The sequence below is a fragment of the Bacillus sp. 17RED48 genome (assembly GCF_019837545.1).
Taxonomy (GTDB): domain Bacteria; phylum Bacillota; class Bacilli; order Bacillales; family Bacillaceae_G; genus Bacillus_A; species Bacillus_A wiedmannii.
Window position 1 is genome coordinate 513,014 of sequence record NZ_JADAXG010000001.1, and the last position, 14,534, is coordinate 527,547.

At 34.4% G+C, this 14,534-nt stretch carries 18 protein-coding genes; 12 read left to right on the top strand and 6 right to left on the bottom strand.

Annotated elements, in window-relative coordinates; all coding sequences use genetic code 11:
• Positions 1–15: 15 nt before the first annotated feature.
• A complete protein-coding gene (locus tag ILT06_RS02735; RefSeq protein ID WP_064474744.1) occupies positions 16–354 on the bottom strand; it encodes a hypothetical protein in 339 nt (112 codons plus the stop codon).
• 170 nt (positions 355–524) lie between these two features.
• On the opposite strand from ILT06_RS02735, the gene ILT06_RS02740 reads away from it, so the two are divergent.
• From ILT06_RS02740 to ILT06_RS02750, 3 genes are all read left to right on the top strand, one after another.
• Positions 525–1,127 (top strand): histidine phosphatase family protein, encoded by a 603-nt coding sequence (locus tag ILT06_RS02740; protein WP_222654805.1) that lies wholly within the window; start codon positions 525–527, stop codon positions 1,125–1,127.
• Positions 1,128–1,145: 18 nt separating this feature from the next.
• Entirely contained in the window at positions 1,146–1,682 is a 537-nt protein-coding gene (locus tag ILT06_RS02745; RefSeq protein ID WP_064474746.1) for a hypothetical protein, read from the top strand.
• Positions 1,683–1,946: 264 nt separating this feature from the next.
• Positions 1,947–2,447 carry a DoxX family protein gene (locus tag ILT06_RS02750; protein ID WP_088048088.1) on the top strand — a complete coding sequence of 167 codons (501 nt, stop codon included), beginning with the start codon at positions 1,947–1,949 and terminating at the stop codon, positions 2,445–2,447.
• A 41-nt stretch (positions 2,448–2,488) separates the two neighbouring features.
• On the opposite strand, the gene ILT06_RS02755 is transcribed toward ILT06_RS02750, so the two are convergent.
• Entirely contained in the window at positions 2,489–3,367 is an 879-nt protein-coding gene (locus ILT06_RS02755; protein ID WP_064474748.1) for an alpha/beta fold hydrolase, read from the bottom strand.
• Between the two features lie 15 nt (positions 3,368–3,382).
• Positions 3,383–4,216 carry a GNAT family N-acetyltransferase gene (locus tag ILT06_RS02760; RefSeq protein ID WP_064474749.1) on the bottom strand — a complete coding sequence of 278 codons (834 nt, stop codon included), beginning with the start codon at positions 4,214–4,216 and terminating at the stop codon, positions 3,383–3,385.
• A 261-nt stretch (positions 4,217–4,477) separates the two neighbouring features.
• Between ILT06_RS02760 and ILT06_RS02765 the strand changes: the two genes are divergently transcribed.
• Both ILT06_RS02765 and ILT06_RS02770 read left to right on the top strand, forming a co-directional pair.
• A complete protein-coding gene (locus ILT06_RS02765; protein WP_064474750.1) occupies positions 4,478–5,863 on the top strand; it encodes an alkaline phosphatase in 1,386 nt (461 codons plus the stop codon).
• 54 nt (positions 5,864–5,917) lie between these two features.
• Entirely contained in the window at positions 5,918–6,385 is a 468-nt protein-coding gene (locus ILT06_RS02770) for a hypothetical protein (protein ID WP_222654806.1), read from the top strand.
• A gap of 70 nt (positions 6,386–6,455) precedes the next feature.
• Here ILT06_RS02770 and ILT06_RS02775 read toward each other — a convergent pair whose 3' ends face one another.
• Positions 6,456–7,106, bottom strand: coding sequence for a GTP pyrophosphokinase (locus ILT06_RS02775; protein ID WP_048562265.1), 651 nt, complete (start codon positions 7,104–7,106; stop codon positions 6,456–6,458).
• A gap of 334 nt (positions 7,107–7,440) precedes the next feature.
• Between ILT06_RS02775 and rpmG the strand changes: the two genes are divergently transcribed.
• A complete protein-coding gene (gene rpmG / locus ILT06_RS02780; RefSeq protein ID WP_222654807.1) occupies positions 7,441–7,590 on the top strand; it encodes a 50S ribosomal protein L33 in 150 nt (49 codons plus the stop codon).
• A gap of 87 nt (positions 7,591–7,677) precedes the next feature.
• Positions 7,678–9,174 (top strand): YcdB/YcdC domain-containing protein, encoded by a 1,497-nt coding sequence (locus ILT06_RS02785; RefSeq protein ID WP_142289406.1) that lies wholly within the window; start codon positions 7,678–7,680, stop codon positions 9,172–9,174.
• A gap of 54 nt (positions 9,175–9,228) precedes the next feature.
• Here the strand turns inward: ILT06_RS02785 and ILT06_RS02790 are convergent, their stop codons facing one another.
• Positions 9,229–9,459, bottom strand: coding sequence for a hypothetical protein (locus ILT06_RS02790; protein ID WP_222654808.1), 231 nt, complete (start codon positions 9,457–9,459; stop codon positions 9,229–9,231).
• Positions 9,460–9,717: 258 nt separating this feature from the next.
• On the opposite strand from ILT06_RS02790, the gene sigK reads away from it, so the two are divergent.
• Entirely contained in the window at positions 9,718–10,431 is a 714-nt protein-coding gene (gene sigK, locus ILT06_RS02795) for an RNA polymerase sporulation sigma factor SigK (protein ID WP_000051382.1), read from the top strand.
• 290 nt (positions 10,432–10,721) lie between these two features.
• On the top strand, positions 10,722–11,510 hold the full coding sequence (locus ILT06_RS02800) for a phosphatidylserine decarboxylase (protein ID WP_064474754.1): 789 nt from the start codon (positions 10,722–10,724) through the stop codon (positions 11,508–11,510).
• A 148-nt stretch (positions 11,511–11,658) separates the two neighbouring features.
• Here ILT06_RS02800 and sda read toward each other — a convergent pair whose 3' ends face one another.
• Positions 11,659–11,814: a sporulation histidine kinase inhibitor Sda gene (gene sda, locus ILT06_RS02805; RefSeq protein ID WP_000853283.1), complete on the bottom strand. Its 156-nt coding sequence runs from the start codon at positions 11,812–11,814 to the stop codon at positions 11,659–11,661.
• A gap of 247 nt (positions 11,815–12,061) precedes the next feature.
• On the opposite strand from sda, the gene ILT06_RS02810 reads away from it, so the two are divergent.
• From ILT06_RS02810 to aroE, 3 genes are read left to right on the top strand one after another with little or no spacing between them, the layout of a single operon-like run.
• The gene (locus ILT06_RS02810; protein ID WP_000765308.1) at positions 12,062–12,574 is read left to right on the top strand and encodes a YqeG family HAD IIIA-type phosphatase; all 513 of its coding nucleotides are present in this window, start codon (positions 12,062–12,064) and stop codon (positions 12,572–12,574) included.
• Positions 12,575–12,577: 3 nt separating this feature from the next.
• A complete protein-coding gene (gene yqeH, locus ILT06_RS02815; protein ID WP_064474755.1) occupies positions 12,578–13,684 on the top strand; it encodes a ribosome biogenesis GTPase YqeH in 1,107 nt (368 codons plus the stop codon).
• 15 nt (positions 13,685–13,699) lie between these two features.
• Positions 13,700–14,533 (top strand): shikimate dehydrogenase, encoded by an 834-nt coding sequence (gene aroE, locus ILT06_RS02820; RefSeq protein ID WP_064474756.1) that lies wholly within the window; start codon positions 13,700–13,702, stop codon positions 14,531–14,533.
• Position 14,534 lies beyond the last annotated feature (1 nt).

The window sequence follows — 14,534 nt, forward strand, 5'->3', positions numbered from 1 at the left end:
ATCATGAAATAAAAGTTAAGCACTTAGTTTTCTTCGAAAATATACGTAAAATATGCCATACGTAATAAATAGCATAAATAAAATTTGTAACTCTACATTTTCTTTTAAAATAGTTGCGACAGAAGATGGTAAGTAAGGTGATGTATTGCTTGTTCCTACACCTAACCATTTGTTTAAGAGGTTAATGGTACAAAACATAAAAACACCAGACCAGCTTGCTGTAATTGCTTTCTGTTTAATTTTTGTTTCACGTTCATCATCTGTAATCCAAGGATTAGCAGTTTTATCACTATTAAAAAATCCATTTATGTATCCCCATATGATCATTCCGATAAAGGCGATAATCCATTTCATATTTGTGATTCCCCTCTCTCTTGTAAAAAGTATTTGACACAACTAATTGTAATGTTTTCCAATTAATTATGTCGAATGTTTTTTACATACCAGTTTTTCATATAGCAGGAATAAAGAATGAGATAGGGAAGAAATGTGTAAGAGGATTTCATAGTGAGAGGAGGCTGGATATGAAACTCGTCTTTGTTCGGCACGGTGAAGGAGAACATACAAAAGATTTGCCGTCAAGTTTACAAGTGTTGCATCCACCATTAACGGATGAGGGAAAGAATCAGGCTAAATGCATTCAATTCGATGTACCATTACAGGAAAAGGATATATTAATTGCCAGCCCTACACTTAGAACTTTACAAACGGCGAACATATGGAGTACGAAAGTAGCTTGTCAAAAAATTGTCCACCCATATGTATCCCCACGTATTTTTCCTTATCGAGAAGGAGCGAAAACATTACCATGTGATTACATAGTAGATCAGGGAATGATAGCAGATTTATTTCCACATTTTTCGATAGAGAAAAGTACAAATAAGCAGTTATGGACGGAAGGTATAAATACTATTTCAGAGAATCGTTTTCAGCAAATAGCAGATGAATTTCTTCTTTGGTGCTATGAGCTAGGCGCTGAAAGAATTTGCATTGTATCTCACGACGGGATAATTACAGCGTATAGGCAATATGTACAGAAAGTCGTTTTAACTAGATCTGATTTTTTGCAAGAAACGGGTATATATGAAATGGATCTATCCCTTAAAAGTTTGATGGATGAGATCTAATGATAGGATGGAGGGTGTATGTTGAATGTTGCATTAGTAGTTGGTTTTAATTCGGATTTAGAGGCGCAATCAATCCGAGCATCGCTTGAATATTTTGGGGCAAAAGTTGTAACATACTGGATTGGTAGACCGAGAGAGTTCATTAATATTCTTTCTGGAAAGGGTTTATATAACGATATCGATTATGTTATTTTTTGCTTTCATGGTGAGGAAGGAAAGTTTGTCATGGAAGAGTTAGGTGAAGATATATATGAACAAGATGAACCGAGGGGATACTTTGGTGCAGCAGAAATTTATAAATATGCAAAATTGCATAATACACATATTGTAAATAGTGGGTGTACGTTAGGGGAGAGAAAACTAGCAGAATCTTTCTTACGTAGTGGGGCGAAATCGTATATTGGATCGATAGATTATGTAGATGGGAATGCAGCACTTATGCTTACAATACGCTTATTTTATGGGCTTATTAACCATGAAAAAACGTTAGAAGATGCTTTTCAAGAGGCGAAATTAATCGATGAGGAGACACATACATTTCAATTATATAAATAGTAAAAAACGCCTATATTCTATATTCGAATATAGGCGTTTCACATTTAACTCACATTTTTTTTACATTTTCTTCAATGAAAATGATTATCACCTATGGTATGATATGTTCAAGTTTTTACAGGTAAAAAAAGTTACTATATAAACGTTAGTTTTTAATGTTTCATACACATGTCACAAATTATTCGTAATTAACGTTTGAAAAATAAGTAACTAATGTTATTATATTATCTGTAACTAACTTAATTACAACTTTAGGAGGAAGATATGGTTATTCAATTTTTAAGAGAAAACAAAGCAGTTTCTTTTGTGTTGGCAATAATTCGAGTGTATCTTGGTTACACATGGTTAATGGCTGGAATCGGTAAACTACAAGGAAAAGGATTCGATGCAACTGGTTATTTACAAGGTGCAATTGAAAAATCTAAAGGAGCACAACCGGCTGTTCAATCTTGGTGGGCATCATTTTTACAAGATTTCGCAATTCCAAACGTTGATCTATTTAATACACTTGTAACGTGGGGAGAAATTTTAGTTGGAATTGGTTTAATTGTAGGCTGTTTAACAAAAACAGCGGTCTTTTTCGGTCTTGTAATGAACTTTTCCTATATGTTTAGTGGGTCAATTGGTGTAAACCCTGAAATGGTTATCCTATCAATGTTTGTTCTAGTCTCTGGTATGAACGCTGGTAAATTTGGAATAGATGGTTTCATTATTCCGAAAGTATTAGGATCAAAAACTCAAAAACGCCAAAAGCAAGCTGCTTAATATATGAAAGCGGGTATCTCAAAATGAGATACCCGCTTATTTTATTTTTCAACTTTATTGTTCTTAAAGAAGTCTTTTACATACCCTACAAATTCTTGTGGCTCTTGACGAAATGGTGCATGATAACCTTTTTCGATAATATGGAAAGTACTATTTTTTAAGAATTGATGATACGTTTCTCCTTCTTTCCAAGAAACGCTACTATCATTTCTTCCCCATATAATTAAGGTTGGTTGTGTAATTTCATTTGCATTGATTTGAAGACGTCTAGGCCATAATTTCATTTTATTGTAATGCTCTTCATCATTACGCTTGGATTTTACTTTGCCCTCATCATAATCTGCAATAGTAGAAACGGTATTTAAATCAGTCGATAACTGTGGTTTTGGTGAGCCTTGTTTATTAACGAATGTATGAGGACCGCCTGTAGCATCAGTTAAAATAAGGTGGGTAACGGCTTCAGGATATAAATACGTTAAATTAAGAGAAATTTCTCCGCCCATTGAGTGTCCCAGTATTGCAAACGAATCATAACCTAGTTTTTTCATTAGTTTATAATACAAATTTGCATGGGTTGGGAAAGAATAGTAAAAATCCATTGGCTTAGATGAGCGCCCGAATCCTAAAGCATCTACAGAAATAATTGTATGATCTTTTGCTAAGTCTGAGTAAATCTTTTGAAAACCATCTGATGATCCACCAAATCCATGGATCATAAGTAAAGGTGGTTTTTCATTACCAATCTTTTTAAAGTAAATGGTTTGACCATCTATTTCTACCATTTTTTCCTCGGTAGCTAGTTTCGCTGTAAGTGTATTTTTAACTTGTTTTACTTGTTCTACTGGCTTTTTTGCTGCACTACATCCTACTAAAAGTGTAAGAGTAAGACAACCTACCATAAAATAGCTAAATCGCTTCAATGAGGTGTCCCCTTTCTAACATAACGCTGTGTCTATCATAGCAAATAGCATATTACGATTTCCAGGAAGTTGGCTACCATTTTTCATCATAAGAGGTGAAAGAAGCGTTTCTTGGAAATTTTCTGTTTGAAGAAATTTACGAAATGAAAATTGTGAATGTGGGACATCGATCCTTACTGTGCCATTCCAACACTCGCAGATCTTCTTGAATAATTGAATAGCATCCTTCTCTTGTTTTGCGATAAGTGGAGTGACGCATAATATATTACCTTTTTGTATACATAAGGAAAAAGCTTCTATACAGTTATTTCTCTCAATTTTAAAAGAGTGTATGGCTCTTGGTAATAGTAACGAGTAAAGTAGAGAGCGATTAACACCAGTTACGATTTGATCGAGAGAAGTGAGAGACAAAAGGTCTTTTTCTTTTACTTGTTGTGTATGAGCAATATGTGTCTTAGTAGTTTGTTTTTCAAAACGATGAATCGTTGTTACTGTGTGAAATTCGCATGATGTATAAAGAGGCTCGCCAGCTTTTGTTGCAATAAGTGCAATTGGTTGTTTTGGGAGAGTGTGTTCTAAGCAACGATTTAGCAAAATACGCCCGATGCCTCGGCCTTGAAAATTAGGATGAACGATTAACATGCCAATAGTAGAAAAACTATCTTTAAAAGGAAATACTCCTCCAGCTGCAATCAGTTTATTTTCATGCATATAACCGATAAGTGTGCCGAGAGAAAGATACATTTCAAATTGTTTTTTCATAAATGCTTTATCTTGTAACCATCCAATAGTTTTGCAAAGGTCGAGTAAATCAAAAATAAAAGTTTCATCTAGCTTTATTGTTTTCATAAATGTTCACCACTTTTCTATTAATTTTCATAAAAGTAAATTGAAAATGTTAAATAAGAGATTTACTTTAAATGAAATCCAACTTATTTATATTTTGATTGTAAAGGGGAAGGAGGTTGCTATGAAAGGACAAAGTTATACAAATTATAACTGATATTTACATAAGTTAACAAAAAATTTACATATAACTAATTTTCTCTTAATAGTCTTCTATTAAATTTGATAGTGGGAAATGAATAACCTAATTAGGGGGACAAGACAGTGAAAAAGTTTGTGAAAAAAGCATGGCCATTTGCAGTTGTGGCGTCGTTAGCAGTTACTTCGGTAGCAACATGGAATTTTACTCGTTCTAGTGAGGTTAATGCAGATGAGAACGGAAGCAATGCAAAGATTAAAAATGTCATCGTATTAATTGGGGATGGTATGGGACCTTCATATATGACGGCTCACCGTTATATGAAAGATAATCCAAAAACTTTTGAGATGGAATCTACAGAATTTGATAAGCATCTTGTAGGAACGCAAAAGACATATCCGGAAGATGAACATGAAAATATTACAGACTCTGCATCTGCAGCAACAGCTATGTCAGCAGGAATTAAAACATATAATGCAGCAATTGCAGTTGATAATGATAAAGCAGAAGTGAAAACTGTACTTGAACAAGCGAAAGAAAAAGGGAAATCAACGGGACTCGTTGCTACTTCTGAAATTACACATGCAACACCAGCTGCTTTCGGTGCGCATGACATTAGTCGTAAAAATATGGATGCAATTGCAAATGATTATTTTGATGAGAAAATTAAAGGGAAGCATAAAGTAGATGTTATGCTTGGCGGCGGCGTAAAAAACTTTGTTAGAAAAGATCGTAATCTTACAGAAGAGTTTAAGAAATCTGGTTATAGCTACGTAACAGATCGAGATCAATTGTTAAATGATAAAAATGATCAAATCCTTGGTTTATTTGCACCAGGTGGATTAGATAAAATGATTGATCGTAATGAGAAGACACCTTCATTAGAAGAAATGACAAATGCAGCAATTGAGCGTTTGAACAAAAATAAAAATGGTTTCTTCTTAATGGTTGAAGGAAGCCAAATTGACTGGGCTGGACACGATAATGATATCGTTGGTGCAATGAGTGAAATGGAAGACTTTGAAAAAGCATTTAAAGCAGCGATTGAGTTTGCGAAAAAAGATAAAAATACGTTAGTCGTTGCAACGGCAGATCACGCTACTGGCGGATTATCTTTAGGTGCGAATGGTGAGTATAACTTTAAAGTAGATCCAATTAAAGCTGCAAAACGCACACCAGACTTCATGGCAAATGAGATTGCAAAAGGTGCAAATGTAGAAGAGACATTGAAAAAATATATTGATTTACAATTAACACCAGAAGAAATTAAAGCGGTAAATGATATTGCTCCTTCAAAAGATGTAACAAAGATTGATAATGCGATTGAGGATATTTTCAATAAGCGTTCGGTTACAGGATGGACGACAGGTGGACATACAGGGGAAGATGTAAACGTATATGCATTTGGCCCAGGTAAATATTTGTTCTCTGGCGTTCAAGAGAATACAAATATCGCTAAACGTGTCTTTGATATTGTTGGCGGTGGCGATCCGAATAAAGGAAGACGCTAATTATAAATGAAAGTGAGGCGAAATGCCTCACTTTTCTTTTTAGGAGATGGAAAGATGAGATCTTTTTTCATGGGAATCGGACCTTTGCTAGTAGGTATAGTATTGCTCGCTGGATGTCAATCTCAAGAGAATCATATAGAACAAAAATCTACTACTAAAAAAATTGAGGAAAAGGTACAAATAACGAAAGAAGAAGAGAAATCGATTCAAGATGTTATGGAGAAATTTGTACGGACGACAAATGAAAAAAATCTGGCTGAACATATGGAATTATTTTCAAAGAAGATGCCTAGTGCTGAAGACTTAAAAACACAAAAAGAAGCAGCTTTTCAAAAGGGAAATAAGAAAATTGAATTGGAACATATAGACATGAAAGCTAGTAAAGCAGGATATGTCTTAGTTGAAATAAAGGAAAAGGAAATAGATGGGGAGGTCACTCTTCAGAAAAATGTACAGTATGCGCTTGGAAAAGAAGAAGATGGATGGAAAATTGAAGAAGTTCGCACGATAGGAAAAAAATAACGTGAAACTTGGGAGCTTACTGCCCGTAAATAGCGAAATAAAAAAGGTTCTCATTGGCGAGAACCTTTTTTTATAGTGGTAACATAATTTGATTTGAGCATGCTTCGATCTCATCAATATCTTGGCGAATTGTTGCCATTTTATTATCAAGATCTTCAGCTTTCATTGCTGCATCATGTAGTTCATCTTTTAAATACTCAGGTATTTTCCCTTCATATTTATAGTAAAGTTTATGTTCTAAACTTGCCCAAAAGTCCATTGCTAGCGTACGTAACTGGATTTCTGCAAATACATCTTTTGTACCAGAATTCAGTGATAAAGGATATTTAATAATCATGTGTAAACTTTTATACCCGTTTCCCTTTGGATTAGCGATATAATCTTTTACTTCTATGATTTCCATATCTTCACGCTTTTGAATGACTTCTTTTAAATGATAAATATCTTCTACGAAGCAACATGTAATACGAATGCCGATGATATCTTGTAAATGAGTTTGGGCATTTTCAACTGTCGGTAATAAATTTTTACGCTCAAGCTTTTTAATAATACTTTCAGGTTGTTTTAATCTTGTTTTTATATGTTCAAACGGGTTGTAATCCTCTAAAAATTGGGCTTCCCGGTTCATAATTTCAAATTTAGTTTTTAACTCTTCTAAAGCAAATGTATATGGTAGTACAAAAGCTTTCCAATAGTTAACTGTTGATTGATTATATTCCATTTATATACACACCTTTTCCAATTTACAAGCGAGGTTATTATACTAAATACCAAAGCATATAAGCGCAAGCAGCAAATGATGAGATCATAAAACGATATTTAGTTTTCATAATTTCAACTCCTTTCGAGTAAGATTCTATATGAATAAACGTGATTGTTAATAAGTTCACTATGTACAATTCCTATAGTAATAGATTCGTGTGAATTTCGTATGAACTAATTGTTTCAGATTTTTGTCTTTTTTTACAATTGACAAATAGAATGAAGTTATATAACATATAAATCGTAATCATTACGTTTTAGTTTGCGATCTTTGAAAGAAAGGAGAATTACATATGCGTGTAAATATTACATTGGCTTGTACAGAGTGCGGTGATCTTAATTATATTTCTAAAAAAAATAAACGAAACAATCCAGAGCGCATCGAACTAAAAAAATATTGTCCACGATTAAAGCGAGTAACGCTACATCGTGAGACGAAGTAGAAGACTAGAGATATCTCTAGTCTTTTTTGTTTATAATTCTTTGGTTTTATTTGTTATAATTAACTTAAATTGTAATGATGGAGAGGTATGATGAATCAAAAAGATAAAGAAAGAAAAGAGCAAGTGGCTCATATGATTGATATTCCAGATGATTTTAGGCTTGTCGTAGATGATCAAGAAGGTGTGGATGACCCATATCATCTATTATGGTGGGAACATAAAGAGGATGAGGAGAGAACGATACAAATTACGCTGAATAGACATACTGGTAATTTAATCGAATTTAGTATAGATGATAAAAAATATTTTTCGAGTGGTAAGGAAGCGCTAGAGGAGAATAAAGCAAGAGAGATTGCAAATGCATTCTTAAAAAAATATACAAAAGAAGGATATGAATTTTATACATATGTAACGGTTAAGGACGACAGGCGCGGTCGGAAAGAATTAAATTATATGCAAGAAGTAAATGGCTATCCATTGCCGAATACAGGGTGTGTTGTGCGAGTTCATCCTTCAGGTAATGTTATGTATTTTCGTTATAATGGACAAAAAGCTATCGAGAAAAAACCTTTATGGCCAAGTGGAATTGTTGAGGAGAACGTCGTTTTAGAAAATTTGAAAGCTAGACAAGATATGAGACTTGTATTTGTAGATTTAACACACTCTTCATGTGAGTATGAAAATGGAGAAGAAGTAAAAGGGTACCATCTTGTATATGAACCAGAACCTAGTCATGCATCTATTAATGCAAGTACGGGAGAAGATTTATTTGGACCAGAACATTATAAATTACCGCCGACAGTAGCTGTTGAAAAAACAAAAAAAGATAGCCGGCAAGGTGACATATTCGAATTAATTGGCTGGGATAAAGAAAGTTTTACAAAAGTAGATGAGACAGAAAATGATGATGAAATAAGGACGAAATTTGTTCCGAAAGAGGAATTACAAAAACAGAAAGAAGAAAAGAACTCATATTTAATGAATGAATTCTTTAAAAAGCATTTACCAATGTTAAAATATAATAATTTAATTGGAATTACGGTTGATAAATATACCAATGAATTAATTGGCTTTATAAAACTGACAGACGATAAAGAAGTAAAGAAAATACTGTCTAGAGAGGAATGTTTACAAAAAGCACTTCAATTTTTGGAACAAGTTATTCCAGATGTCACACAATATCTACGTCTTTGGGAAGAACGTGAAGAAGCAGAAGATGGGATTGAAAGATTTACCTTTTCTGTATATGTGAATGGCATTCCGGCAGAGTATAAGCAATTTATGGTTAATATCAATGCGGAAAATGGGGCTGTGGTGCATTATTCCGGAGAGTCTAGCAACCTTATAAAAGAACTGCTTACATACGAAACAATACCGAAAGTAACAAAAGAAAAAGCGTTACAAATATACAAAGAGGCCATCCTAGTGAAATTAGAATGGCATATAGATGTTGATGTAGAGGAAATGAAATACGAACTGTTGTATAAACAAACGACAGATGAAAATCATAAAGAATCCTTTGGCTGTAGTCGAGAAATTCGTTATATTGATGCTCACACTGGGGAAAAAATTTGGAGTAAATAAGTCTTTAAATAGGGAAAAAGGTCTTCGAGGGAAGACCTTTGTTAGAAAGAACGATTATTTTTCGTATGTATCAATTTTGTATAACCACTTCTGTACACTAGCGGGTGGTCCTTCTGTTCGCCACTTTGTTGTACACATTCCGCAAGAACAGTGGACTTTTCCTTTCGCAAAAATACCGGAAATTTCAGGGATATATCCCCAGGCATGTTTTACGATATTCATCTTTCGGCGCATTGTGCGTTGACGTTGATGTCTTGTATAAGCACGTGTTTTTTCAAATTTCATATTTGTAATCCCTCCTTGTAGTACAAGCAGCTTGCAAGAGCGTACAAGGAGTTCATCTCTTACAAGCTACTTAGGTACAAGAAGGCAATAAAATGTTGCATATTTTACCCTCCTATCTGTTGTTTAAGTATACGTAGCAAATCTTTGTGAGACAAGAATTATGCTTAAAAAGATGTTGGAATGATATCGTACAGACACAAACAACCTCACGCCCACATACACATAGTAAAGACCACTATTTTGGCGGAGGTGAAAGGTTTGAGTCTATTCGCCGCAATTGGATATATGGTTCGAGAAGTGTTTGTCTTTGTTTCTTATGTGAAGAATAATGCGTTTCCGCAGCCGTTATCATCAGACGATGAGAGAAAGTACTTAGAGTTAATGGAGCAAGGTGATGCTCAAGCGAGAAATCTGTTAATTGAACATAATTTACGGCTTGTAGCTCATATCGTTAAAAAATTTGAAAACACAGGAGAAGATGCAGAAGATTTAATTTCAATTGGTACAATTGGGCTCATTAAAGCGATCGAGAGCTATTCGGCAGGAAAAGGCACAAAACTTGCGACGTATGCAGCACGCTGTATTGAAAATGAAATTTTGATGCATTTACGTGTACTGAAAAAAACGAAAAAAGACGTTTCACTTCATGATCCGATCGGGCAAGATAAAGAGGGGAATGAAATATCGCTTATCGATATATTAAAATCAGAGTCTGAAGATGTAATTGATATGATTCAGCTTAGTATGGAGTTAGAAAAGATTAAAGAGTATATCGATATTTTAGACGAACGAGAGAAAGAAGTAATCGTGAAGCGTTTTGGACTGGGGCTTGATAAGGAGAAAACGCAACGAGAGATTGCGAAGGCACTTGGTATTTCCAGAAGCTACGTATCAAGAATTGAAAAGCGCGCTTTAATGAAAATGTTCCATGAATTTGTAAGAGCTGAAAAAGAGAAAAAAGCGAAAGAATAATGTACATTGCAAGCAGCCATATTTTAAAATGGGCTGCTTTTCTTTTTGTAAATAAGGAAAGAAAAAGAGTTGTGTTCAGAAGAAATCTATGTTCACTGTTGAAAATGACGGATTCTATCTGTAATATTAGAGGGTGCTAAACAATTTAAGAATAATACCATACTTAGTTTTCCGCATGTATAATGAAACAGTTCTATATGATATGTGGGAATAAGAACCAATTTTACATATGATATAGAAGGAAAAGAAGGGGAAGCTAAAGTTATAGACTGATTAGGAGGTTTCGCAATTTGCGACGTACATTATATCGACTTATGATCGAACTTACAAATGGTCGTTTTACTTCTTATATATTGCGTAAATTTGCACAATCTCGTTTGAGCTCTATCATTATTCCATCGTATGCGAAAGTTTTTCAAATTAACCAAGATGAGATGGAAAAGGGTTTGAAGGAATATAGAACATTGCATGAATTATTTACGCGTAAGCTAAAAGAAGGAAAACGTAGTGTTGATACAGATGCATCGAGTATCGTTAGTCCTGTTGATGGTGTTTTTGCTGATTACGGTCCTATTGAGGACACAAAAACATTTGATATTAAAGGTAAGCGTTATTCAATCGTGGATATGCTAGGTAATGAAGAACGTGCAAAGCGATATGCAGGTGGTACATACATGGTTATTTATTTAAGCCCAAGTCATTATCATCGTATTCATAGTCCGCTTTCCGGTTCTGTGACTGAAAGGTTTGTACTTGGTAGAAAGTCATATCCGGTAAATGCAGCTGGTATGGAATACGGGAAAGAGCCATTGTCAAAAAATTATCGCTCTGTTACAGAAGTAAATAGTGACGGTGAACATATGGCACTTGTAAAAGTAGGAGCTATGTTTGTTAATAGTATTGAGCTGTTGCATGAAAGAGACACTGTTCAAAAAGGTGAAGAAATGGCATACTTTACATTTGGTTCAACAGTTGTGTTATTGTTTGAAAAAGATATGATAAAAGTAGTGCAGGAATTGAAGAGTGGACAAGAGATTCGTCTTGGTGAAAAAATTGCTACTCGTTCGGCTCATAAGTAAAGAAAACATTTTATAACTGTAAGCAAGAGTTATGGACAAAGATGCTTAATGATGAAATTCCCTAGATGGGAGTACTTGTTTATTCGAGAGCCATCGCAGGATGGCTCTTTTTACAAGTTAGCTCATTAAAATTTCACTTTATATGTAATCAAGACGATTTGACAAGCTTGTCCTCTAATGAGCGTCTAATCATTTCTTGTTTTATAAGTAAAATGAAGTCGGGATTTAATTTTAGTTCTTTTGCTTTATAATAAGACTCAGTGAGTAACTCAGTAGATAACTGTTCCATATATTTTGTTTTCAAGGTGAGTCACCTCCTAATAATTTAAGGATTGATTCGTTGTTGCATTTAATGTACCAAAAAAATATGACAGTCACAAACGAGTGGTTATCCACATACCTAGGTGGATAAAATGTGTATAGATTGTTAGTAAATTCCAAATTGACTGATAAATTAATGTGGAAAATGTGTACAATTTTATCCACAGGTCATATATCGAAATATGTTGTCGAAAAATTTTTATGAAAACTCCTCAAAGAGGTGAAAGAAATTGAAGCTATTTTTACCAAATGAATATGTGAAAAATGTATATCATGTTCAACCAGAAGATTTGAAAAAACGTGGAATTAAAGGTGTCATTACTGATTTAGATAACACGTTAATTGAATGGGATCGTCCAAATGCAACGCCACAACTTGAAGAATGGTTTTTGAAAATGAAAGAGCAAGGCATTCAAGTAACGGTCGTTTCAAATAATAATGAGCAACGTGTGAAAGACTTTGCTGATCCATTAGGTATTCCATTTATTCATAGTGCGCGTAAACCATTTGTTCGCGCGTTTAAGCGTGCGATACAAGAGATGCACCTGCAGCCAGATGAAGTTGTAGTAATTGGAGATCAGTTATTAACGGATGTTTTAGGTGGAAACCGAGTGGGACTTCATACGATTTTAGTTGTACCGGTAGCACAAACGGACGGATTAGTAACGCGCTTTAATCGAAAAATTGAACGAAGAATTATGAGAAATATGAAGAAAAAAGGTTTAATTAACTGGGAGGAATAAAGTTTGACTGAAACAATTAAATGTATTGGTTGCGGTGTAGAAATTCAAACAGAAGATAAAAATGAAGTAGGATATGCTCCTGCCTCATCTTTAGAGAAAGAACAAGTAATTTGTCAACGCTGTTTTCGCTTGAAGCATTACAACGAAATTCAAGATGTATCATTAACAGATGATGACTTCCTACGTATTCTAAACGGAATTGGAAAATCAGATGCATTAGTAGTTAAGATTGTAGATATTTTTGATTTTAATGGTAGCTGGTTACCTGGTTTACATCGTTTCGTGGGAAATAATAAAGTATTACTTGTTGGAAATAAAGCTGATTTAATTCCTAAGTCAGTAAAACATGATAAAGTAAAGCATTGGATGCGCTATAGTGCAAAGCAGCTAGGATTAAAGCCAGAAGATGTCTTTTTAATTAGTGCAGCAAGGGGACAAGGGATTGCTGAGCTGGCAGATGCTATTGAGTATTACCGCGGCGGAAAAGATGTTTACGTTGTTGGATGTACGAATGTAGGAAAATCAACATTTATTAATCGTATGATTAAAGAATTTAGTGATGAGACTGAAAATGTAATTACAACATCTCATTTCCCAGGAACAACACTTGATTTAATTGATATTCCGTTAGACGAAGAATCTTCTTTATATGATACGCCAGGTATTATTAACCACCATCAAATGGCTCATTATGTTGGAAAAGAAAGCTTAAAGCTTATTACACCAACAAAAGAAATTAAGCCAATGGTGTTCCAATTAAATGAAGAACAAACATTATTCTTCAGTGGATTGGCACGTTTTGATTATGTAAGTGGTGGTCGTCGTGCGTTTACTTGTCACTTCTCGAATCGTTTAACAATCCATCGTACAAAGCTTGAGAAAGCAGATGAATTGTATAAAAATCATGCTGGGGATTTACTAAGCCCGCCAACACCAGAAGAATTAGAAAATATGCCAGAGTTAGTGAAATACGAATTTAATATTCGTGAACCAAAAACGGATGTTGTATTCTCTGGATTAGGATGGGTTACGGTAAACGAACCGGGAGCAAAAATTGTTGCACACGTACCAAAAGGAGTAAGTGTTTCGCTACGTAAATCTTTAATTTAATATGGAGAGGGATTTATGAAACAATTATATGGTGTAATCGGAAATCCAATTGGACATTCATTATCACCCGTTATGCATAACGATGCATTTGAACACTTGAATATGGATGCCCATTATCATGCATTTCTTGTTAAAGAGGAAGTGCTAGGGGAAGCAGTAAGAGGTTTAAAAGCATTAGGTATTTCAGGATTTAATGTAACAACTCCGCACAAAGTTGCTATTATGGATTATTTGGATGAGATTGACCCACTAGCAAAACAAATTGGTGCAGTAAATACAGTGGTTCATAATGATGGGAAATTAATTGGCTACAATACAGATGGAATTGGTTTTGTCCGAGCGCTGCAGTCAATTAGTAGTGAACCACTTCAGGAGAAACGTATTTTATTGCTTGGCGCAGGTGGTGCTAGTCGAGCTATTTATTTTTCTCTTGCTGATGTAGGTGTGAAAGAGATTGATGTAGCTAATCGTACAGTAAATAAGGCGAAAGAACTTATTGCTGCATGTACGGCTACTGTTAATTCTGTTGCTTTATCGCTAGAAAAAGCAACGGAAGAACAAGGAAATTATGATATTATCATTCAGACGACAACGATAGGTATGCATCCACGCGTTGAACATACGCCATTACAAATTTCTTCGTTAAAAAAAGGGACGATTGTATCAGATATAATTTATAATCCATTTGAAACGAAAATTTTATGTGAGGCAAAAGAGCAAGGTGCAATGATTCAAAATGGTATTGATATGTTTGTTTATCAAGGTGCGCTTGCATTTGAAATGTGGACAGGGCGTGTACCAAATATCGATAGAATGAAACAATTAGTTATAAGAAAGCTTGGAGGCTAAC

Bases quoted from the DNA above. Each gene is read 5' to 3' on its own strand.
- ILT06_RS02735 (WP_064474744.1), bottom strand. From the start codon at position 354: ATGAAATGGATTATCGCCTTTATCGGAATGATCATATGGGGATACATA.
- ILT06_RS02740 (WP_222654805.1), top strand. From the start codon at position 525: ATGAAACTCGTCTTTGTTCGGCACGGTGAAGGAGAACATACAAAAGAT.
- ILT06_RS02745 (WP_064474746.1), top strand. From the start codon at position 1,146: ATGTTGAATGTTGCATTAGTAGTTGGTTTTAATTCGGATTTAGAGGCG.
- ILT06_RS02750 (WP_088048088.1), top strand. From the start codon at position 1,947: ATGGTTATTCAATTTTTAAGAGAAAACAAAGCAGTTTCTTTTGTGTTG.
- ILT06_RS02760 (WP_064474749.1), bottom strand. From the start codon at position 4,216: ATGAAAACAATAAAGCTAGATGAAACTTTTATTTTTGATTTACTCGAC.
- ILT06_RS02770 (WP_222654806.1), top strand. From the start codon at position 5,918: ATGAGATCTTTTTTCATGGGAATCGGACCTTTGCTAGTAGGTATAGTA.
- ILT06_RS02775 (WP_048562265.1), bottom strand. From the start codon at position 7,106: ATGGAATATAATCAATCAACAGTTAACTATTGGAAAGCTTTTGTACTA.
- rpmG (WP_222654807.1), top strand. From the start codon at position 7,441: ATGCGTGTAAATATTACATTGGCTTGTACAGAGTGCGGTGATCTTAAT.
- ILT06_RS02785 (WP_142289406.1), top strand. From the start codon at position 7,678: ATGATGAATCAAAAAGATAAAGAAAGAAAAGAGCAAGTGGCTCATATG.
- ILT06_RS02790 (WP_222654808.1), bottom strand. From the start codon at position 9,459: ATGAAATTTGAAAAAACACGTGCTTATACAAGACATCAACGTCAACGC.
- aroE (WP_064474756.1), top strand. From the start codon at position 13,700: ATGAAACAATTATATGGTGTAATCGGAAATCCAATTGGACATTCATTA.